Source organism: Ruegeria sp. C12 (assembly GCF_056537745.1).
This window is the reverse complement of the sequence record NZ_JBQFSA010000002.1, coordinates 427704-448457: the sequence shown is the minus strand read 5'-3', so window position 1 is coordinate 448457 and position 20754 is coordinate 427704. Positions and strand designations below refer to the sequence as shown.

The 20754-nt window shown below is 58.8% G+C and carries 20 protein-coding genes; 12 read left to right on the top strand and 8 right to left on the bottom strand.

Annotated features, from left to right (window positions below; genetic code table 11):
* The first annotated feature begins 392 nt into the window (after nucleotides 1–392).
* A complete protein-coding gene (locus tag ACR0C9_RS07345) occupies nucleotides 393–2117 on the top strand; it encodes a DUF262 domain-containing protein (protein ID WP_480780691.1) in 1725 nt (574 codons plus the stop codon).
* Nucleotides 2118–2765: 648 nt separating this feature from the next.
* Here the strand turns inward: ACR0C9_RS07345 and ACR0C9_RS07340 are convergent.
* Nucleotides 2766–4058: an MFS transporter gene (locus ACR0C9_RS07340; RefSeq protein WP_480780690.1), complete on the bottom strand. Its 1293-nt coding sequence runs from the start codon at nucleotides 4056–4058 to the stop codon at nucleotides 2766–2768.
* Between the two features lie 252 nt (nucleotides 4059–4310).
* On the opposite strand from ACR0C9_RS07340, the gene ACR0C9_RS07335 reads away from it, so the two are divergent.
* From ACR0C9_RS07335 to ACR0C9_RS07325, 3 genes are all read left to right on the top strand, one after another.
* Entirely contained in the window at nucleotides 4311–5384 is a 1074-nt protein-coding gene (locus ACR0C9_RS07335; RefSeq protein WP_480582202.1) for an anhydro-N-acetylmuramic acid kinase, read from the top strand.
* Nucleotides 5385–5464: 80 nt separating this feature from the next.
* A complete protein-coding gene (locus ACR0C9_RS07330; protein WP_480780689.1) occupies nucleotides 5465–5755 on the top strand; it encodes a hypothetical protein in 291 nt (96 codons plus the stop codon).
* Between the two features lie 10 nt (nucleotides 5756–5765).
* A complete protein-coding gene (locus ACR0C9_RS07325; RefSeq protein ID WP_170450102.1) occupies nucleotides 5766–6227 on the top strand; it encodes a hypothetical protein in 462 nt (153 codons plus the stop codon).
* A gap of 67 nt (nucleotides 6228–6294) precedes the next feature.
* Here the strand turns inward: ACR0C9_RS07325 and ACR0C9_RS07320 are convergent, their stop codons facing one another.
* Both ACR0C9_RS07320 and ACR0C9_RS07315 read right to left on the bottom strand, forming a co-directional pair.
* Nucleotides 6295–7185, bottom strand: coding sequence for a fatty acid desaturase (locus ACR0C9_RS07320; protein WP_480780688.1), 891 nt, complete (start codon nucleotides 7183–7185; stop codon nucleotides 6295–6297).
* Between the two features lie 4 nt (nucleotides 7186–7189).
* A complete protein-coding gene (locus ACR0C9_RS07315) occupies nucleotides 7190–7609 on the bottom strand; it encodes a cupin domain-containing protein (RefSeq protein WP_170450106.1) in 420 nt (139 codons plus the stop codon).
* An 85-nt stretch (nucleotides 7610–7694) separates the two neighbouring features.
* Between ACR0C9_RS07315 and ACR0C9_RS07310 the strand changes: the two genes are divergently transcribed.
* Nucleotides 7695–9113 carry a protein adenylyltransferase SelO gene (locus tag ACR0C9_RS07310; RefSeq protein ID WP_480626112.1) on the top strand — a complete coding sequence of 473 codons (1419 nt, stop codon included), beginning with the start codon at nucleotides 7695–7697 and terminating at the stop codon, nucleotides 9111–9113.
* Here ACR0C9_RS07310 and ACR0C9_RS07305 read toward each other — a convergent pair.
* Nucleotides 9089–10006, bottom strand: coding sequence for an adenylate/guanylate cyclase domain-containing protein (locus tag ACR0C9_RS07305; RefSeq protein WP_170450110.1), 918 nt, complete (start codon nucleotides 10004–10006; stop codon nucleotides 9089–9091). The genes ACR0C9_RS07310 and ACR0C9_RS07305 overlap by 25 nt on opposite strands.
* A 188-nt stretch (nucleotides 10007–10194) precedes the next feature.
* Between ACR0C9_RS07305 and ACR0C9_RS07300 the strand changes: the two genes are divergently transcribed.
* The 4 genes from ACR0C9_RS07300 (at nucleotide 10195) to eno (ending at nucleotide 13836) form a co-directional block, all read left to right on the top strand.
* Complete coding sequence (locus ACR0C9_RS07300; RefSeq protein WP_480580848.1) at nucleotides 10195–10917, top strand: endonuclease/exonuclease/phosphatase family protein; 723 nt, start codon at nucleotides 10195–10197, stop codon at nucleotides 10915–10917.
* A gap of 84 nt (nucleotides 10918–11001) precedes the next feature.
* Nucleotides 11002–11415: a Fur family transcriptional regulator gene (locus ACR0C9_RS07295; RefSeq protein WP_170450112.1), complete on the top strand. Its 414-nt coding sequence runs from the start codon at nucleotides 11002–11004 to the stop codon at nucleotides 11413–11415.
* Nucleotides 11416–11552: 137 nt separating this feature from the next.
* The gene (locus tag ACR0C9_RS07290; RefSeq protein WP_480626111.1) at nucleotides 11553–12434 is read left to right on the top strand and encodes a DMT family transporter; all 882 of its coding nucleotides are present in this window, start codon (nucleotides 11553–11555) and stop codon (nucleotides 12432–12434) included.
* Between the two features lie 124 nt (nucleotides 12435–12558).
* On the top strand, nucleotides 12559–13836 hold the full coding sequence (eno, locus tag ACR0C9_RS07285; RefSeq protein ID WP_170450117.1) for a phosphopyruvate hydratase: 1278 nt from the start codon (nucleotides 12559–12561) through the stop codon (nucleotides 13834–13836).
* A 51-nt stretch (nucleotides 13837–13887) separates the two neighbouring features.
* Here eno and ACR0C9_RS07280 read toward each other — a convergent pair whose 3' ends face one another.
* The 4 genes from ACR0C9_RS07280 to mazG form a co-directional block, all read right to left on the bottom strand.
* Nucleotides 13888–14568 (bottom strand): hypothetical protein, encoded by a 681-nt coding sequence (locus ACR0C9_RS07280; protein WP_480780687.1) that lies wholly within the window; start codon nucleotides 14566–14568, stop codon nucleotides 13888–13890.
* Nucleotides 14569–15156: 588 nt separating this feature from the next.
* Nucleotides 15157–15606 (bottom strand): GNAT family N-acetyltransferase, encoded by a 450-nt coding sequence (locus ACR0C9_RS07275; protein ID WP_170450121.1) that lies wholly within the window; start codon nucleotides 15604–15606, stop codon nucleotides 15157–15159.
* Nucleotides 15603–16544, bottom strand: coding sequence for a nucleoside hydrolase (locus tag ACR0C9_RS07270; RefSeq protein WP_170621928.1), 942 nt, complete (start codon nucleotides 16542–16544; stop codon nucleotides 15603–15605). Before ACR0C9_RS07270 ends, ACR0C9_RS07275 begins: the two co-directional genes overlap by 4 nt.
* A gap of 63 nt (nucleotides 16545–16607) precedes the next feature.
* Nucleotides 16608–17465, bottom strand: a complete 858-nt coding sequence (gene mazG, locus ACR0C9_RS07265) for a nucleoside triphosphate pyrophosphohydrolase (protein WP_480780697.1) — start codon at nucleotides 17463–17465, stop codon at nucleotides 16608–16610.
* A gap of 66 nt (nucleotides 17466–17531) precedes the next feature.
* On the opposite strand from mazG, the gene ACR0C9_RS07260 reads away from it, so the two are divergent.
* The 3 genes from ACR0C9_RS07260 (at nucleotide 17532) to speB (ACR0C9_RS07250) (ending at nucleotide 20719) form a co-directional block, all read left to right on the top strand.
* Nucleotides 17532–18695, top strand: a complete 1164-nt coding sequence (locus ACR0C9_RS07260; protein ID WP_480780686.1) for a M20 aminoacylase family protein — start codon at nucleotides 17532–17534, stop codon at nucleotides 18693–18695.
* Between the two features lie 12 nt (nucleotides 18696–18707).
* Nucleotides 18708–19682, top strand: a complete 975-nt coding sequence (speB, locus tag ACR0C9_RS07255; protein ID WP_170519112.1) for an agmatinase — start codon at nucleotides 18708–18710, stop codon at nucleotides 19680–19682.
* Between the two features lie 89 nt (nucleotides 19683–19771).
* A complete protein-coding gene (gene speB, locus ACR0C9_RS07250; protein WP_480780685.1) occupies nucleotides 19772–20719 on the top strand; it encodes an agmatinase in 948 nt (315 codons plus the stop codon).
* Nucleotides 20720–20754 lie beyond the last annotated feature (35 nt).

Here is a 20754-nt window from a genome sequence, read left to right as displayed (position 1 = left end):
TCAAACTGAACCAACAGAACCGCCTTGGCGGATCGATTTGAGTGCACGAAAGCGCTTGACTGAACTGCCCCCGTTACCGAAGTCCTGAGCCGCCAGTGCCGTCTGAACTGTCTGCTGCGGTCGCAATCGGCTAGTCACAGCCCTAAGTGGAAGCATCCAACGTTAAGTGTGAATCAGAGACGAGATACAGCCTGGTCAGTCGTCTTTCACCGAAATTGAGTATCTTCTGTTACAAGTACTGCAAAGCGAAAGCTCAGTTCATTAAGTCGTGCAAGTACGGCACAACGGATCATTCGCTGTTTCAATGAACACGCCGACTTCAAGCACAACTGGCATCAGGAAGCCCAATGCACTATCGCTGTGAAAACAGTGTAACCTAGAGAGCGTACGCAATGATCGAGAAGATCACAGACAACAGCGACGAAAATACCTTTCATCAACTTACCAGTCAGAGCGCCACTTTGGTTATGCCGTTGTTTCAGCGCAGGTACGTTTGGTCAAAAAGAGAACTTGACCGAATGTTTGATGAAATTCGGTCCGTGGTTGAACAAGAGACGGCTAGCAGATTTCTTGGTGCTGTCATCGCCGTTCGGCGGGTGACAAATCCCTCTCAGCCCGATCCATATGAAATTGTAGACGGTCAACAGCGTCTCACAACTCTCTACCTTATTTTGCTCGCTGCAGCTCAGTTGGCAGCTAAAGATGGGAGGATAGACTACGCAAAGGGCTTAATCGGCACAAATCTGTATGTGGATTGGGCACAGGACGTACACTACAACACAAAGCTAGCTCCATCGATTGAGGATCGACCTCAGTTTAGAGCAATATTTGAGGAGGTAATAAAATCTGGGGACCTCGAAAAATCGTTGGCTCACCGGGTGAAGTTGCCTCTGGGTGGGCATGAAGAAATTGGCCCTCTCACTCGACAGTATAAAAACATCAAGTCACTACTGGCAAAGTATCTTCGCGATAGTGGGTTTGAATACGTAGAAAAGTTGGTCGAAGCTGCCCGAAATGGCTTAACCTTTGTTTTCATCTTACTAAAGGACCCTGGTTCGGCGACAACAGTGTTTGAGGGGTTGAATGATCCCGGAAAGCCGATCTCTGTAGGTGACCTGGTGAAGAACGAGGTGTTTGCCCGAAAGGGTTACGATGCTGAGGATGCGCAGCATCTACACGACACTAAATGGAAGCCTTTCTTCGAAAAGTTTGGAAGCCAATTTAATGACTACTTCTTCCCCTACGCCGTCGTTCTGAAGTCTAATTCAAGCAAAACGGACATGTTCAGAAATCTGCGTGAAGCGTGGGTCGGTCTCGATTCTGGCCAAGTAATTGAACATCTCGACGTCTACTCTGGTCCTTTTCTGGCTCTTACTGGCGTACAATCAGAGCAATCAAAATACCCAACTAAGCTAAGGAATTTGCTTGAGAATCTTCATCGAGCCAAAAATCCTTCTTCTGCCTTACCATTCGAGATGAGGCTGTTGAACCAATTTGCCGAAGGTTCGATCTCACTAAACGAAACAGTTGAAATTTTTGAATTGTTGGAAGCATTCTTCGTGAGAAGGGCACTTTGCGGTGTTGAGCCAACCGGTCTTCTTGGACTGTTTAGAACGATGTGGTCGAACATGAATGGTTACCCAAGTGCGTCAAAGGTGGCCGAAGTTATTTCAAAGCGTCAGACGGTTGAGTGGCCGAGTAACGACAGACTCAAGGAACAAATTCGCCAGCGACCAATGTACTCATCAGCAATTGCTAGGTTCGCCATATATGAGTTCGACCGTTCATTCGACGCTGATCAAGGAAACTTCGATGACTTCACTATTGAGCACGTAGTGCCACAGAAATTGACCCCGGACTGGGAAGAAAAGTTTCCGAAGAGTGTGCATAGCAAAGTCAAAGACTTATGGGCAAATCTCATTCCGCTTACTGCTGATATGAACACTGAAGTGTTACAAGCGACGTTTGATAAGAAAAGACCAGTTTTCCAGCAGGATTCAATGTTCGCTAGTTCTAGGGATTTTGCGGCGAAATACCAAGAATGGAACACAGATCAGTTGGAAGCGCGAAGTGATGAACTGTTCGTATGGGCTTCCAACCGATGGCCGAAACCATAAGCGTACGCTACTGAGAATAGGCAGACTTAAGTGGGAACAGAACGAAAGATCGGTATAGGTGGTATTGCCTAACTGACGATGCGGCGACCGAGACGGACTATATTAAACCGAATTCTGCGCATAACCGCCTTTGCCACCAACTAGGACAGCAATCACGGTGATCGGCAGCACTGCGGCGGAAGTGGGCGCGGAATGCTGACTAGGTCGCAGGTGTAGCGAGTCTCGGCTTCCCCTAACTTGTGCCTAAGAACCTTCTTAGTCGTAGGATTCCACAGTCTCGCATAAAAGACTTTAGCCCCACCACTTCTAACCCGAACGGTCAGCCCTTTGGTGCAAGTTGCGGTGTAAGTTACCTCCCCCTTTTTGGGTAAGGGAAGACTGCGAAGCGTTTTCTCGTTCAGCTTGCTAAGTTTGAGTTTGTCTGAGTTTGCCATAGTGATTAGCCCTTGTTTTTAAAGAGCTAAGAGAACCTAGGCACGATATGACCCCATGAGCGAAGCGACGAACCAGCCCCGATTTCATCATCGTGGCGATGAAATCCGATTTGGGGTGGTAGGTCATATCGTGCCCTCGGGGTTACTATTGCGGGGCACTGTATAGGCGGCAGGATGGGTGAGGGAAAGGCACCATTTTGCAAGAATTGGCGGCCTAGTGTGCGCCGGTCTCAGCACCGGTTCCGGTGGCAGGCAGTCGAAAGGCATAGAGCATCGCGACCACGTTCAAAATGGCCAGCGCGATGATAGGCGATACCGGGTCGTGCAGATGCGCCACGGCACCCAGAACGACGGCAAAGGCGATGCCGACCAGACCGGCTGTCACATCGCCCAGGGCGACCAGATAGGACCGCTCTTGTTCCTGCGTCATCTCGATCACGTAGAGGTAGCGCCCATAGATCACTCCGTTGCCGCCAAGGGACAGAAGCAGGATGACCGCGGCATAGATCCACACATTGCTGGCGTGGCCGGTTATGGTGAACACCAGCGCCATGATTGCCGAAAGCGCCGAGGTCAGGCAGCCCAGCCACATCACATGCTTTACCGACACCCGACCGCTGAGCCACCCCCACATAATGGATCCGATCACGATCCCTGCGCTGGCACCGATCACAAAATAGCTGAGCGAATGTTCGGTGCCGATATGGTAGGTGGCCGCGTGAATTGTGTAAAACGGCATCGCTAGCTCGACCGAGATGAACAGAACACGGGCCAACAGGAACTTGCGGTACCACGGGTAGGCCATCCCGGTCCTGAAGCCTGTTGCAAGTTCGGCCAGGGGTTTCGGATTCTCGGCGCGTTTCGGCGGGCGCTTGATCTCTTCCTCGAACAGTCGCACCCCGGCAAAGCTGATCCCGGCTGCAAACATGGCGACCACGCCGCACCACATCACCACGATATGCCGCTGCATCGGCTGATCCGAAGCCAGCAGATCCTTGGTCACCCAAACCACGATGATGGCCAGCACCCCGGATATGGTCGCCTGCGCAAACACCATCCGGTTGCGTTTGGACTCGGGGACTGAGGTGCCGTATATCTGGCTGGTGCCAAGGCTGTTGATGCCCTGACACAGGCCCATGATGATGGCGGTCAGCAGGAACAGCAAAACCACCATCACCTGTGTCAGGTTAGTGGCGAACAGGGCGACAACTGCCAGAATGGCCCCCGTCAGGATGTTGGGCACATAGACGGCAAGTTTTGCGCGCGTCACGTGGTTGACGAAAGGCGAGACGAAGATTTCCGCAATCAACCGCGCCCCTGTTACGAAAGGCAACAGCAGGCCCGCGACAAAGGTAGGCGCGCCAAGGGCCAGGTACAGGAACGGCAGTACCAGACGCGGGTTCACCAACTGGCCGCCAATCGTAGCCAGCGCGCCGGACCAGAAGATCAACTGGTAGTTCCGGCTTTCAACTGCTTTTGCGTCTTTTGGCGTTTGCGCCTCGGTCATTCCCGCCCCGTTATTCGAAGATGCCCTGCAATGCTGGCGCAGAAGCAGGAATTGCGCAACGGGTTCGGTCGGGCCGAGTGTGGGCCTGCGGTCGCGCCTGCCCAAAAACGCGGCTTCTGTTTCTATTCGTCTTGCTTTGGCCGGGAAATGGCGGGCAGTGTCGAACCCGCAAGGGTAGAAAAAGAACGAGCAGGAGAATGACAGGTGCGCCCGGCCATTAAGACAAACAAGCCGATCCGAGCCCTTGGCACTATGTCCGGCACCTCGATGGATGGGGTGGACGCGGCGGTGGTGGAAACCGATGGCCACCGCATCTATGGCTTCGGTGACAGCGGATACCGCGCCTATTCCGAAGAAGAGCGTCAGATCCTGCGCGCCGCAATGGGACAGTGGCACGGGCCAGATGTCGATGCGGCGGCCGAGCTTGTGACAATCGCCCATGCCGAAGCGTTGTCGGAGTTCGACAATATCGACCTGATCGGCGTGCACGGTCAAACCCTTGCGCATGAGCCGCGCGGGCGTGGCACGTTGCAGGTTGGCGATGGCAAAGGTCTGGCGCAGGCGCTGGGCGTGCCTGTGGTCTGGGATTTCCGCAGCGACGATGTGGCCATGGGGGGTGAGGGCGCGCCGCTGGCCCCGTTCTTTCACTTTGCTTGCGCCAAATGGATTGGGGCTGATGCGCCCCTGTGTTTCCTCAATCTTGGGGGGGTCGGGAACCTGACCTATGTGGACCCAAGCTTTGACGGGCCCGAACAACCCGGCGCCCTGCTGGCGTTTGACACCGGGCCTGCGAATGCGCCGGTTGATGATTTGATGCAGGCGCGCTTGGGTCAACCGATGGACCGGGATGGCGCGGTTGCGCGCGAGGGCACCGTTGAAATGGGCGCGCTGGAACTGTTTCTGGCCGAGCCGTTCTTTACCAAGATGCCACCGAAGTCTTTAGATCGGAACGATTTTGCCGAGATGATCGGGCTGGTTCAGGAACTCAGTGATGCGGATGCGGTGGCGACTCTGACGGGGATGTGCGCGGCAGGGGTTGCGCAGGGGATCGGGTATTGTCTGAAACCTCCGTCCCGCGTTCTGGTCACCGGTGGCGGGCGGCGTAACCCGGTGTTGATGGAGATGCTGCGGGTCTCGCTCGATTGCCCGGTCGAACCGGTCGAGGCTGTTGGTCTGGACGGTGACATGCTGGAAGCTCAGGCATTTGCCTATCTCGCCGTACGTGTGGCGCGGGGTTTGCCGACCTCGTGCCCCGGCACGACCGGTGTGCAGGCGCTGGTAGGGGGCGGTGTCGTGAGTTCGGTCTCGATGAATCGGGCCGGGTGAGCCGGAACCGGAAAACAGTTCAAAAAAACAACTCATTGTGCGACGGTTGCGCGACACCCATGCAATGAGGGCCAGAGAGTATGGCAACCAGAGCCGAGCTTGAATCCGAGTTGGAAGCGTTACGCAGCCGCAATGCCGAGTTGGAGGCGAAGGGCGGGTCGGCTTCGCCCCCCGAATATCAGACCGAGCCCGTCAAAACCTCGGATGAGATTCGAAAGCTGCTGGAAGAGCACGGGATTGATCTGAGCAAAGCGCAGGCATTGGGAGAGGACGTGGTCGAGGAATTCGGCCGCCTGCAGAAGGATTATCCGATCACTGCCCTGCTGATTGCGTTTTCGCTGGGCTATGTGGTTGGGCGGGTACAGGGGTAGGAGCAACGTTATGAGCAGGCTGAGCAGAAATCTGGTCACGATCTACCGAACCGAACGCCTGATCGCGCGACGTCGTCTGGCCGTTATGCAGCAGCAGACCATTCTGATGGTCTTGGCCGGGATTGCCGCCATGTTGGCGCTCGTTCTGCTGAACGTCGCGCTGTTCTTTGCGCTTCGAAGCACGATGTCGCCTGCCGCCGCCGCCGCGCTGCTGTCCTTTGGCAATCTTGTATTGGCCGGGCTCCTTGTGCTGATTGCACGGCGCAGCAATGCCGAAGATGAGGTCGCACCAGCCGTTGAGCTGCGTGATATGGCAATTGCGGATATCGAGGATGAGCTTGAGGATATGGCGACCGAGGCACGCGAAGTGGTGCGTGCGGTCAAAGGCATTGGGGCGAATCCACTGGGGTCTCTGACGGCGGTTTTGGTGCCATTGATCAATATGCTGATCAAAAGCCGGACCGAGAAATAGGGGGCGCTGCCCCCGTCGCGCAGGCGCGACTCCCCCGAGGTATTTTTGGCCAGATGAAGAACGGATCCTAGGAGTTGAGCGTGCGGGCGTAATCTTTGGTGAAGCCTGAATAGCCGTCGGATGTGGATTTCAGGTGGGTCCGGGTCCAGTCGTGGAATGCGGGTAGCTGGTGGAAGGGCACGTTCGGAAAGGCATGATGTTCGGCGTGGTAGGGCATGTTCCAGGCCAGAAACCGTATGATCCGGTTGGTGAAGGTGGTGCGCGAGTTTTCCAGCATATTGGCGACCGGTGGGCAGAGGCCGTGTTCGGCCAGAAGGTACAGGCGCAGCGCGGGCTGGGCGATCAGGACGGGGATGATCCAAAGCCAGAGCAGGAGCGTTGAGGAAAGCAGGCTGAGCAGGGCCAGTGCGTAAAGTGTGAGCAATATGCGCGCTTCGGTTCGGATCGCAGGATGCTGTCGCGCGGGCAGGTAGGGGGCGTCGATCTGTCCGAAGGCGTTTTGAGCCAGCACTTTGCCCATGCCGGACCAGTAAGGTGCACCGCTGAGGTAGAGTGCAAGACTGCGCCAGCTGTCAGGGCGCGGTTTTCCGCCAAGTTCGGGGTCTTTGTCCGGGTGGTTGGTCCATTTGTGGTGGGCCAAATGGAAATACCTAAACCATGTGAAAGGCAGAGCGATCGGTACCGAGACCAAGTGACCAACCGTATCGTTGATCCACCCGGTTTTGAACGGTGTCTTGTGGGTGCATTCGTGGCTGAGCGTGAACAGAAAGACCAGCAGGACGCCTTGCGGGACCATAAGGAGCGGCCAGAGTGGGATTTGCGCGGCGATACCGATGCTACAAAGGGCCAAAAGCGCGAAATAGACCGCCAGATGTTTCAATCCTGCCGCGTCGGACCGGCGTTGCAGCTTGTCCTTGGTCTCGGCCGGAATTGAGGCGATGAGGGCGCGGTGGTCCATGTGCCTATTCTCTCGGAATGTCGAAGCCGGGTGGGGCCAGATCGAAGCCATCGAACTCGAACCCCGGCGAGACGGTGCAACTGACCAGCGTGTAATCGTCGGTGCTGCGCGCCGCTTGCCAGTGGCCTTCGGGCACGATCAGTTGCGGGGTACCTGCGTTCAGATCGGGGGTCAGAAGGTGATCGGTCGCCGGCCCCTGATCACTTTCGCTGAGCGACAGCACCAGTGGCGCGCCGGTGTGATAGAGCCAGATCTCGGTCGCATCGACGCGGTGCCAGTGGCTGCTCTCACCTTCCTGCAGCAGGAAGTAGATGCAGGTGCCCGTTGCGCGGCCCGCATTGTTGGCGCGCCAGGTTTCCTTGAACCAGCCACCTTCCGGATGGCGTTGCAGGTTCAGGTGGTCGATGATCTCTTGTGCGGTCATGGTATCCTCGGGGGTTTGAGGTGATTATGCACGGGTGCAGGTGATCCGCTATGGCAATTGTCGGTTCAGGTCATATGTTTGGCGCATGACCCTGACGATCCCGTTCAATAATTCTTATGCTCGCCTGCCGGATACGTTTTTTGCGCGGCAGGCACCGGTTCCGGTAAGTGCCCCTCGGTTGATTGTGTTCAATACCGATTTGGCCCGGTTGCTGCAGATCTCACCCGGGGATGTGCAGGAAATGGCCGAGGCTTTTGCAGGCAACAGCCTGCCAGACGGGGCCGAGCCTTTGGCACAGCTTTATTCCGGGCATCAATTCGGCACCTACAACCCGCAACTGGGCGACGGGCGTGCGGTTTTACTGGGTGAGACCATCGGGGCCGATGGGGTGCGGCGGGATATTCAGTTGAAAGGCTCAGGTCCCACGCCGTTTTCCCGACGGGGTGACGGGCGCGCGTGGTTGGGGCCGGTATTGCGCGAATATGTCGTGTCCGAGGCGATGCACGCGCTGGGCGTGCCGACCACACGCGCGCTGGCCGCGGTCGAGACGGGCGAGCAGGTGTTTCGCGAAACCCCACTGCCGGGGGCGGTTCTGACACGCGTGGCGCGCAGCCATTTGCGCGTGGGGACGTTTCAGGTCTTCGCGGCGCGGGGGCAGTTCGACAGTTTGCGACGCCTGACGGAATACGCCATCGAGCGCCACTATCCCGAGGCCGATGGGCCGATGGGCTTGCTGCGCGCGGTGCGCGATGTGCAGGCGCGGCTGATTGCGCATTGGATGAGCGTCGGTTTCATCCATGGGGTGATGAACACCGACAATTGCTCGATTGCCGGTGAAACCATCGATTACGGGCCGTGTGCGTTCATGGACACCTATCACCCGAACACGGTGTTCAGTTCGATTGACCGGATGGGGCGCTATGCCTATTCCAACCAGCCTGACATAGCCGTGTGGAATCTTGCGCAACTGGCGACCGCCCTGATCCAGCAGATGGAGGACAAAGAGGCCGCCGTGGAAGAGGCGACCGAGATTGTCCATGCGATGCCTGAGCAGATTCAGGATCATTGGCTGACCCGCTTTCGCGCCAAGATCGGGATTTCAGGTGCTGAGGCCGGGGATCTTGAGTTGATTTCCGATCTGCTGAAACGCATGGCCGAGCAACAGGCGGATTTCACCAACACGTTCCGCGCGCTCAGCGGTCAGGCGGCGCGGGATCAATTCACCGACCCGCAGGCCTTTGACAGTTGGGCTGAGGGCTGGACCGCGCGGTTGCAGCGCGAGCCGGAGCCGCAAACGGTCATGAACGCGGCAAACCCAGCCTTCATTCCACGCAACCATCGGATCGAGCAGATGATCGAAGCGGCGGTGCAGGGGGATTACACTTTGTTCCAGCGTCTCGATACGGTGCTGTCACGGCCCTATGACGATCAGCCGGATGAGGCCGATCTGACGCGTCCACCGACGCAAGGCGAGGTGGTTCACGCCACGTTCTGCGGCACCTGATTGCGGCCCAGCAGTTCGAACTGCAAACAGGTCTCGGACATTTCGATGGGCAGGGTCGGAGAAATCAGGCCGCTATCGGCCAGCATGACGGATTCGCGTTTTAGCTGGATTTCACGCCCCGACTCGGATTTCACATAGGTGCCCGAAGTGCTGCGATCGGTCAGGATCAGTTTGCCCGCCTTCATTGCAAGCACGGCGTGAAGCCGCGAAATCCAGGGTTGCGACAGAACCACATGGCAATCCGGAGAGCGGCCGATATTGAACTCGCCATTGCCCAGACACCGCCAGACCCGGTCTTCATGGCGCAGGATCAGCGTCAGCCCTTCGCGCGGCTGCCAGTTTTCCTCGGACCGGCCAAAGTTCTGGGGCAGCCTTGTCTGCATGATCGAATCCGAGTCCGGATGGATCAGTGAATAAGCAGTCTGCGGCTCGTTAAGGCCCTTTAGGCTCAGCTGGCCCAAGGGGATCAGAGTTTGCCGCAATTCATTTGGCAGCAACACCGCAACGCCCTGACTGAAACAGGCCTCTCCCGGATTGGCAGCTGTCGCAAACCGGGCGGTGACGTTGACGGCCTCGCCGTATATCCCGCGCTGACCGATCACGATGGGGCCGCAATGCACACCGATATGGACGGACAGAGGCGTGTGGGTCGAAGGTTCAATCAGCTTGAGCGCGGCCTGGTACGCGGCGCTTGGGTCTTCGAAATAGCTGAGAACATCGTCGCCCTTCTGCCCAACCGGTACGCCGCCGAACTCCAGCAGAACCGAGCGAAGCCGGTCGATCTCAAGCTGGATCAGTCGCTGGGCCTCATCATCGCCTACAGCTTTGTAAAGCGGCGTGCTGCCCACGATATCGGCAATGATCATCGTGGCGAATGTGGATTCAACGTCCAATAGCGCGGTTCCTTTTTGCGGCAGTTTAACCCCGCAGAATTTTGTGTACACTGACTTAATCTAATAATCTTAGACCATTGAATATACGCCCCCGGTATTGCAAGTCGCAAGACGCGCAGAACACCACAAATGCGGGTTAATCCCGGTCGTTTTGTGACAATCTCGGGGCGGGGCGCTTGTCGGGGGCAGTGAACATCAAAAACGACTTCCAAAAACCACCGACCCTGCGCCTTGCCAGCTACAACATTCAGAAATGTGTCGGGCTGGATTTTCGGCGTCAACCGCAGCGGATCATGCAGGTTCTGAACGGCATGCAGGCCGATATTGTCGTTCTGCAAGAGGCGGATAAGCGCTTGCCGCCGCGCCCGGCCGCTTTGCCGCATTTCATGCTGGATGAGGCCGGATGGCAGATCGTCGATCTGGGCGGGGCCGGCAGTCTGGGCTGGCATGGCAATGCTGTGATCTGGCGCGGGGATCAGATCTCGGTCCGTCAGACCGGCCACCACGACCTGCCGGGGTTTGAGCCGCGTGGCGCTGTACGGGTCGAGTTTGATACGCAGATCGGACCGCTGCGTGTGATGGGAATGCATCTGGGGCTGCTGCCCGCATCCAGGCGGCAACAGATCACGCATATCCGGCGCTTCGACGACGATCTGGACCAGATGCCCACTGTCTGGGCCGGGGATTTCAACGAATGGTCGCGCCAGCCTGTGCTGGACACATTGGCGCCCGAGATGCGGTTTCTACCACCTGTGGCCAGCTTTCCGGCGGCGCAACCGTTGGGCGCGTTGGATCGGATTGCGCTGGGGCAGGGGATCGAGGCGCTGAACCACGGCGCACATCTGGACCGGCCCGCCCATATCGCCTCGGACCATCTGCCGATCTGGGCGGATTTGCAGCGCGCCGGATGATCTGCGCCTTGGGCGTCGAATCCCTGTGGCGCTGGGCGCTGAGACGGTTTAAGACAGCACCCCAAGTAACTTCTGAGGGGCAGCATGTCCGACACGATCATCGCGCGGTGCGAGGCCAAGGGCCTGCGCATGACTGGCCAGCGGCGCACCATTGCGCAGGTGCTTGAGCAGAGCGCAGACCACCCCGATGTCGAGGAACTGTATGCACGCGCCTCGGCCATCGATGCGGGGATATCGATTGCCACGGTCTATCGCACGGTAAAGCTGTTTGAAGAGGCCGGGATACTCGACCGTCTGGAATTCGGCGACGGGCGCGCCCGCTACGAGGATGCCGAGCGCGACCACCACGACCATCTGATCGATATGCAGTCGGGTGAGGTGATCGAATTCGTCGACCCCGAAATCGAGGCGCTGCAGGAAAAGATCGCTGCGAAACTGGGCTACAAGCTCAAAGGCCACCGGTTGGAACTGTACGGCGTTCCGCTGGACAAAGACTGACTCATCACCAATCGCGAAGGTCAGCCGCACGGGATATCATATATTCCGGGCGGTTAAGGCTTGTCTGAACGGGCGTCTTACGATTTGGGTGAGTCAAAGAGCGGTAATTCGGGCCGCTGGTTTCAACGGATGTGATCATGAACAACGTGCACGGCATTTTGCTGGTCGTCGGCGCGATGGCGGCGTTCTCGCTTGAGGATATGTTCATCAAGCACATGTCGGCGACGGTACCGACCGGTCAGATCATGGTAATGCTGGGTCTGGCCTGTGCGGTGCTGTTTGCCCTGATGGCTGTGGCAACACGCAAACGCATCTTCAACACAGAAGCATGGCAACCCCTGCCGCTGATCCGCGCGGCGTGCGAAGGGGTTGGGGCCGTGGCTTTCCTGACCGCGCTGTCCCTGGTTGATCTGTCGACCGTGGCGGCTGTGTTTCAGGCGATGCCTTTGGCGGTGACGATGGGCGCGGCACTGTTTCTGGGCGAACAGGTCGGCTGGCGACGGTGGAGCGCTATCGGTCTGGGTTTCATCGGTGTCCTGATGATCATTCGGCCCGGATTGGACGGGTTTCAGCCGGAAACACTGTTCGTCGTGCTCAGCGTCATTGCCATCGCTGCGCGAGACCTGATCACGCGGCGGCTGGACGCGCGGATTGCCTCATCCGTCGTGGCCTTGCAGGCCTATGTCGCGGTGGCATTGGCCGGGCTGACCCTGATGGTTCTGAACGCGCAGCCGGTGGCCCCGATGGGGTCGGCACAAATCTGGCCGTTTGTCGGGGCGGTCGGCTTTGGCGTTCTGGCCTATTACAGCATCGTCACCGCAATGCGGATCGGCGAAGCCTCGGCCCTGACACCGTTTCGTTATACCCGCCTGATCTTCTCGATTGCGGCAGGGATGCTCATGTTCGGCGAGCGCCCGGATACGATGACGCTGGCCGGTGCCACGCTGATCATCGGATCGGGCATGTATACATTCATCCGTGAACGCAGGCTGGCGCGCGCATTGGCTGTCGCCGCCTGACGGATCGTCGCAGGTTGGCGCAAACATTTGCCCAGAGTCGTGTTAGCGATAACATGAGCGGTTTACTTTTTGCCCTGTGATGCTAAGAGGCGTGCAACTGAACGCAGCCACAGGGACGGGCCTCATGAGCACCATCATCGACATCCACGCACGCGAAATTCTGGACAGCCGGGGCAATCCGACCGTTGAGGTGGACGTGATTCTGGAAGACGGCACCATGGGCCGCGCTGCCGTGCCTTCGGGCGCATCGACCGGCGCCTACGAGGCAGTGGAAAAGCGCGACGGTGACAAGGCGCGTTACATGGGCAAGGGCGTGCTGGAAGCTGTTGCCGCGGTGAACGGTGAGATTGCCGAGGAACTGGTTGGCTTTGACGCCACCGAACAGGTCGCCATCGATCAGGCCATGATCGAACTGGACGGGACCGACAACAAAGGCCGTCTGGGGGCCAACGCCATTCTGGGTGTCTCGCTTGCAACCGCCAAGGCGGCGGCAGATTTCACAACGCAACCTTTGTACCGCTATGTCGGCGGCACCTCGGCCCGCGTTCTGCCGGTGCCGATGATGAACATCATCAACGGCGGTGAACACGCCGACAACCCGATCGACATTCAGGAATTCATGATCATGCCGACCTCGGCCGCGAATATCCGCGAAGCCGTGCGCATGGGATCCGAAGTGTTCCACACGCTGAAAAAAGAGCTGTCGGCGGCTGGTCTGGCAACTGGTGTGGGCGACGAGGGTGGGTTCGCGCCCAACATCGCATCGACCCGCGAGGCGCTGGATTTCATCCTGAAGTCCATCGAGAAAGCAGGCTACAAGCCGGGCGAGGAAATCCATCTGGCGCTGGATTGTGCGGCGACCGAGTACTTCAAAGACGGCAAATATGTTCTAGCGGGCGAGGGGATCTCGCTGTCGTCCGAGGAAAACGCGGCCTATCTGGCGGCGCTGGTCAACGACTACCCGATTATCTCAATCGAAGACGGCATGTCCGAGGATGACTGGGACGGCTGGAAAGCCCTGACCGACGCCATCGGCGACAAGGTGCAACTGGTGGGCGACGACCTGTTCGTGACCAACCCGGCGCGTCTGGCCGAAGGGATCGAGCGTGGTTGCGCGAACTCGATGCTGGTCAAGGTCAACCAGATCGGCTCGCTGACCGAAACCCTGCGCGCCGTCGATATGGCCCACCGCGCACGCTATACCAACGTGATGTCGCACCGCTCGGGCGAGACCGAGGACGCCACCATTGCCGATCTGGCGGTGGCAACCAATTGCGGTCAGATCAAGACCGGCTCGCTGGCTCGCTCGGACCGGTTGGCCAAGTACAACCAGTTGATCCGCATCGAGGAATCGCTGGGTGAGGTCGCGGAATACGCAGGCGCGTCGATCCTGAAACGCTAAACGAACAGGGTTGACCCCGTGGCGGCGCACACCGCGACGGGGTCAGCCACATTACTGTCGGCTGATCGGAACGAAGCTGACGACCAGCCCGGTTCCCGTCACACCCGCCGAGTTTTCCTTGCTGAGTTCGGCAACCAGTTCGGGTTCCAGCACTTCAAGGGCCGCCGACAAATCGCCTGACGCGTTCGAGGCCGACTTGCGCGCAAAGACGATGTCCCCGGAAATCACCGACTGAATCTGATAGGCCGCCCAGTCAAACTGCCCGACATTTTCCCGCCAGCCACTGCATTTGGGCCCGTCGCCCTGTTCATTGAACAACCGGGATGCGTCCTGCAGTGTCACGGATGACTTCCTGGCATTGGTCAGCTTGTAGGAATAGTAGCGATCAATGCCGCCATTCAGCCCAGCTGAAGCGAATTTGGTCTCTATCCCACCCAACTCACCGGACGCTTCGAGCTTTTTCAGAAGGTCGATATCAGCGACGCGCTGGTCCGCTTCAAGCGTCACATCGGACAAAGGCAAGTCAAAGAAACACAGGCTTTCCAGGTTGGCAGGGCGGGTCAGGTCGTTGGTGGGGTTTTCGCGAACGTAGTACAAAGATCCGACACGGATACCTTCACGCGGGGGTTTCAGTTCACGACCGCCGGTTTCATCTGCGATAGGAACGGTTTCGCCGCATCCTACCAAGGCCGCCAGGCACAGCGCCGTAAGAGAAAAATAGACTGATTTCATATTAACTTACCTCTTAATCTAAATGCGGATACAGGACACCAAAGCGAGATTCGTTCCAAGTCTTACTTTGGCTTCCCCAAAAACCGCATGGATGGCTTCAGCCTTTGCTGCCGTGCGAACTCAAATGGAGAATGCGCACGCGCAAATGTGGGCATGACATCATCAAAAGCGCACCGAGCAGCCGAAGCGCATGTAAAACAGCTTATCAGGGCTGCCTGCCAAAATCCAAATTTCAGGTGAAACCGACAGCTCCGGTTGGGTGGGAACGAGGTGGAGACAAAGAACCTTGGCAAGTGAAAAACATCTGATTTTTCACCATTTTGATGCGAAAAAACTGACAATAACATGCTCATATGTGAACTTGTTCCTATATGAGGTACAATATTCGCGGTAATCCTTAACATATTACAGAAAGGGGGACGCGATGTCTGCTTCAAGATTCCTTCTTATTCTTTCAGTGATTTCTGCTGGCGTTCTATCTGCCTGCACCGAGCCCGGAACCTATCCGATTACGGGGGCAGAGATCTCTCAGGACGACCCGGTTCAAGAGATGTACAATCCGGGCCTGATTTTCCGTGGGGAATCCCGCTAGAGCGGCTTGCTCATCAACATGTAACGCTCACGCGGTTTGAAGCCCGTGCGCAGATACAGCTTTTGCGCCGTTTCATTGGTGCGATCGACTTCCAGATGCAGGGCAGTCAGCCCGGCCTCGGCCAGCGCTTTGGGCAAGTCCAACAGCACTTCGGTTGCGATGCCACGGCCCCGGACGGCAGGGCGGATGTAGATCTCGTCGACAAAGCCGTCCATGCCGCCGAACTCGACCGACCAGCCGAAGGTCAGGATGATGTAGCCCAAAGGCGCGCGGCCCGGACCGATCAGATAGATGCAGCCATGCGGGATGCCTTCCAGCAACGGCAGCAACGCCTCGCGTCGTTGATCGGCATCCTGCGCGATCTGTGCCTCGGTATGGAAAGCGGTGACCAGACCCATCAGGCGATCCAGATCCTCGGGGCGGGCAAGTCTCAGTGCGGCGCTCATAGGCGGGCCAGCCTTTCTGTCAGCAAGTCGAAAAATCCTTCGGCGTCGACATCCCCCATGAACATCGCGTTCGGCGCACGATCCGTGACCCGCCACCAGTCGGCCACGGTCATGCCCAGCGTCAGCTCTGACTGGGTTTCGATCTCAACATTGATGTGGCGGCCCGAGAACAGGTCTGGCCGGATCAGATAGGCCGTCACGCAAGGGTCGTGCAGCGGTGCGCCTTCCGAGCCGTATTTTTCCTTGTCAAAGCGTTCGAAGAAATCGGTCATTTCGGCAACCGCATGGCCAACCTTGCTGTCCAGCGCCCGGAACGCATCGTTGCGATGGGGCGTGACCAGGGCGTCATGGGTTACGTCCAGCGGCATGACCACGATATGAGCGCCGGATTTGAACACAATTTCAGCAGCTTCCGGGTCGACGTAAATGTTGAATTCCGCAGCCGGAGTGATGTTGCCGACCTCAAAATAGGCGCCGCCCATCAGCACGATTTCCTGCACCCGGTCGATGATGTCAGGCGCCTTCTGGAACGCCGAGGCGATGTTTGTCAGCGGTCCCAGCGGACACAGCGTAACCGTTGCCGGTTCCTGCGCGCGCAGGGTGTCGATGATGAAATCGACCGCGTGGCCCTCGGCCAGCGGCATCACCGGGTCCGGCAATACAGGGCCATCCAGCCCGGTTTTTCCATGCACATGCTCGGCGGTGATCAGAGGGCGGTTCAGCGGGCGGTCGCACCCGGCATAGACCGGGATATGCGTGTGCCCGGCCAGTTCACACACGATGCGCGCGTTCTTGGCGGTCAGCGCCAGCGGGACGTTTCCGGCGACGGCGGTGATGCCCAGAACCTGGATCTCTTCGGGGCTGGCCAGCGCCAGCAGGATGGCGACGGCATCGTCCTGTCCCGGGTCGGTGTCGATGATGATCTTGCGCGGTGCCATGCTGTGCCTCCGGGGTCTTGAAGCGCGGACACTCGCAAGTGTCACCGCACTTGTCCAGCGGTTTCAGGCCCCGGTCGGTGCGTCCACAGGCGGGAGTTTGCCGTTGGCGCGGTGTTCCTCGATCTTGACCTCATCCCACAGCGCATCCATCTCGGCCAGATCGCTTTGCGACGGCGTTTTGCCACGGGCGGCGAGGCGCGCCTCAACCTGTTCGAACCGGCGGGTGAACTTGGCGTTGGTGCGGCGCAGGGCGGCTTCGGGCTCGATGCCCAGATGACGGCCCAGATTGACCATCACGAACAGCAGATCGCCGAACTCATCCTCAAGCGCATCGGCGTCTTTGCTGTTGCGCGCCTCTTCCAGTTCGGCGGCCTCTTCGGTGATCTTGGCCAGTACGTGGCTGGCATCGGGCCAGTCGAACCCCACGCGGGCGGCGCGTTTTTGCAGCTTATGCGCGCGCAACAGGGCGGGCAGGTTGGCCGCGACACCATCCAGCGCGCCTTTCTGTTCCTTGCCCGCACGCTCAGCCGCTTTGATGGTTTCCCAGTCACGCGTCTGCTGTTCAGCCGATTTATCGCGGGATTCGTCGCCGAACACATGCGGGTGGCGGTCGACCATCTTGTCCGACATGGTACGCACCACGTCCTGAAAGGTGAAATGTCCGGCCTCTTCGGCCATCTGCGCGTGAAAGACGGACTGGAACAGCAGATCGCCCAGCTCACCTTTCAGCTCATCATAGGCCTCACGTTCGATGGCGTCGGCGACCTCATAGGCCTCTTCGATGGTATAGGGGGCAATCGTCGAAAAATCCTGTTCGATGTCCCATGGGCAGCCTGAATCCGGGTCGCGCAGGCGGCGCATGATTTCCAGCAAACGTTCGATACCCGCATCGCTGTCGTGGATCAGAGGATTTTCGGCCATTGCGAACCCTTTCGTTCCGGTGTCAGATGCATCCATTCCGCAGTCCCGATCAGGAGTCCACCCCAGATGCCCGTCGTCAACCGAATTGCCGATTTCTCAGCCGATATGGCCACATGGCGCCAGCATTTGCACACGATCCCCGAACTGGAGTTCGAGTGCTTTGAAACCGCCGCCTTTGTGGCCGAGCGGTTGCGCGAGTTCGGTGTGGATGAACTGCACGAAGGTATTGCGAAAACCGGGATGGTCGCGATCATCAACGGGCAGGGTGAGGGGCCGACCATTGGCCTGCGCGCCGACATGGATGCGCTGCCGATCACCGAGGAAACCGGCGTGGACTATGCCTCGAAACACCCCGGCAAGATGCACGCCTGCGGCCATGACGGGCACACCACGATGCTGCTGGGCGCCGCGCGCTATCTGGCCGAGACGCGGAATTTTCGCGGCCGTGTGGCGCTGATTTTCCAGCCCGCCGAGGAAGAGGGCGGCGGGGCCAATGTCATGGTTCAGGAAGGCATCATGGAGCGGTTCGACATCGCTCAGGTCTACGCGCTGCACAACGCGCCGGGCTTTGCCGAAGGCGCGTTCTACACCACGCCCGGTCCGATCATGGCAGCGGTCGATACGTTCGAGGTGCATATCCAGGGCGTCGGTGGCCACGGTGCGATGCCGCATGAGACCCGCGACCCGGTCATGGCCGCCTGCGCCATTGCGCAGGCGATTCAGACGATTGTCAGCCGCAATCACTATGCCTTGGACGATCTGGTCGTTTCGGTCACGCAAATCCATACCGGGACGGTCAACAACGTGATCCCCGATACGGCCTATATCAACGGCACCGTCCGCACCTTCGACCCTGCCGTTCAGAAAATGGTGATGCAGCGGATGGAGCAGATCGTGCAGGGGCAGGCGGCCTCGTACGGAGTCGAGGCGCGGCTGGATTATGTCGTCAGCTATCCCGCGACGATCAATGATGCCGACAAGGCGGGTTTTGCGGCCGAGGTTGCACGGGACGTTGCCGGGCCAGACCGGGTCATCGCAAATACCGGGCGTGAGATGGGGGCCGAGGATTTCTCGTACATGCTGCAGAAACGCCCCGGTGCGTATCTGTTCTTGGGGCAGGGCGAGGGCGCGGGCCTGCATCACCCGAAATACAACTTCAATGACGAGATTGCACCGGTGGGCGCATCGTTCTTCGCGCGGATCGTCGAAAAGGCCCAGCCGCTGGGCTGATGGGGGGCAGGTATGGCACTGGAAGACGCTAAGCATCAGGTAGACGAGGCCTTTACCAACCCCGATCTCAAAGGGTTGTCCTATGAGAACACCTTCGGCGGCGCGACCTCGTTCCTGCGGCGGCTTTACACCAAAGAGCTAATGGGCGTGGACATCGCCGTAACCGGCGTGCCGTTCGATCAGGCCGTGACCAATCGCCCCGGCACACGTCTGGGCCCCCGCGCGATCCGCGAGGCCAGCGCGCTGCAATCGCCAGATGCACCTTATGGCTGGCCCTTTGATGCACTCAGCGAACTGGCCATTGTGGATTACGGCGACATGGCCTATGACTACGCCAATATCCCGGCCTTTCCGGACACGCTGACCGATCATATCCGGACTATTCTGGCCGCCGATGTGGCCTCGGTCACGCTGGGCGGGGATCACTATATCAGCTTCCCGATCCTCAAAGCCTATGCCGAGAAATTCGGGCCGATGTCTCTGCTGCAATTCGATGCGCATACCGACACATGGGCCGACGATGATATGTCGCGCGTGGATCACGGGACGATGTTCTACAAGGCGGTGAAATCAGGGATCGTGGACCCCAAACGCTCGGTCCAGGTGGGTATTCGCACCCATAACGAGGACACGCTGGGCGTCAACATCATCGACGCGCGCGAGGTTTACGAATCCGGCCCCGCCGCCGTGGCCCAGAAGATCAAGGGCATTCTGGGCGACAATCCCGTCTACCTGAGCTTTGATATTGACGGTCTGGACCCGGCCTTTGCCCCTGGCACGGGGACGCCGGTCTGGGGTGGCCTGAGCTCGATCCAGACGCAGATCATCCTGCGCGACATTGCTGGGATCAACATCAAGGGCGGCGATGTGGTCGAGGTTTCGCCTCCGTTCGATACATCCGGTGCGACGGCGATTGCCGGGGCGCATGTTGCCACGCAGATCATCTGCCTGCTGGGGTGGAAGCGCCTGATGGCTGGCAAAACGTAAACGCGACCCCTCGGGCGTTAACCAATGGTTAGCCATACCTCCGGTATGTGCTGAGGGACGTGATCTGATGGAGTGGGAACCAAACGCGCATGACTGAGTATAATCAACCGATCAGCGGCAATGATTTGGCGCGGTTTTCCGGGCCGAACACGTTTATGCGTCTGCCGCAGGCGACCTCGCTGGCGGGGCTGGACGTTGCGCTGCTGGGGATTCCGATGGATATTGGCACCTCGTGGCGCTCGGGTACCCGGTTTGGCCCCAAGCAGATCCGCAGCGAAAGCGCGATGATCCGGCCCTATAACATGGCCACATCTGCCGCCCCGTTCGACAGTTTGCAGATTGCCGATATTGGCGATCTTGCGATCAATACATTCTCGCTGTCCGAAAGCCTGAAGATCATCAAGGACAGCTATGACGGTATTCTGGCGAAGAACGTGATCCCGGTGTCGATGGGCGGGGATCACTCGATCACTCTGCCGATCCTGCGGGCGATTGCGGCCAAACACGGGCCAGTGGCCCTGGTCCATGTGGACGCCCATGCGGATGTGAACGATGAGATGTTTGGTGAGAAGGAAACCCACGGCACCGTCTTCCGTCGCGCCTATGAAGAGGGCCTGATCGTCCCCGACAAGACCTTCCAGATCGGTATTCGCGGCTCGGGCTACGCCGCCACCGACTTTACCGAGGCCAAAGACTGGGGCTTTCGCCAGTTTCCGGCGTGGGAGTTGTGGCAACAGAACCTGACCCAGATCGGCTCGCAAATCCGCAAGACGGTCGAGGATCACCCGGTCTACGTCACCTATGACATCGACAGCCTCGATCCCGCCTACGCACCCGGCACCGGCACGCCCGAGATCGGTGGATTGACCACCCCGCAGGCGCTGCAACTGATCCACGCCTTGCAGGGGGTGAATGTGGTGGGCTGTGATCTGGTCGAGGTCTCTCCGCCTTACGACCCGTCGGGCAATACCGCGCTGACGGCGGCGAACCTGCTGTTCGAGCTGTTGTGCATCCTGCCCGGCGTGACGTCGCGGTAAAGCCGCAAGGGGCATCTTGTTCCGGTGGCGGATCG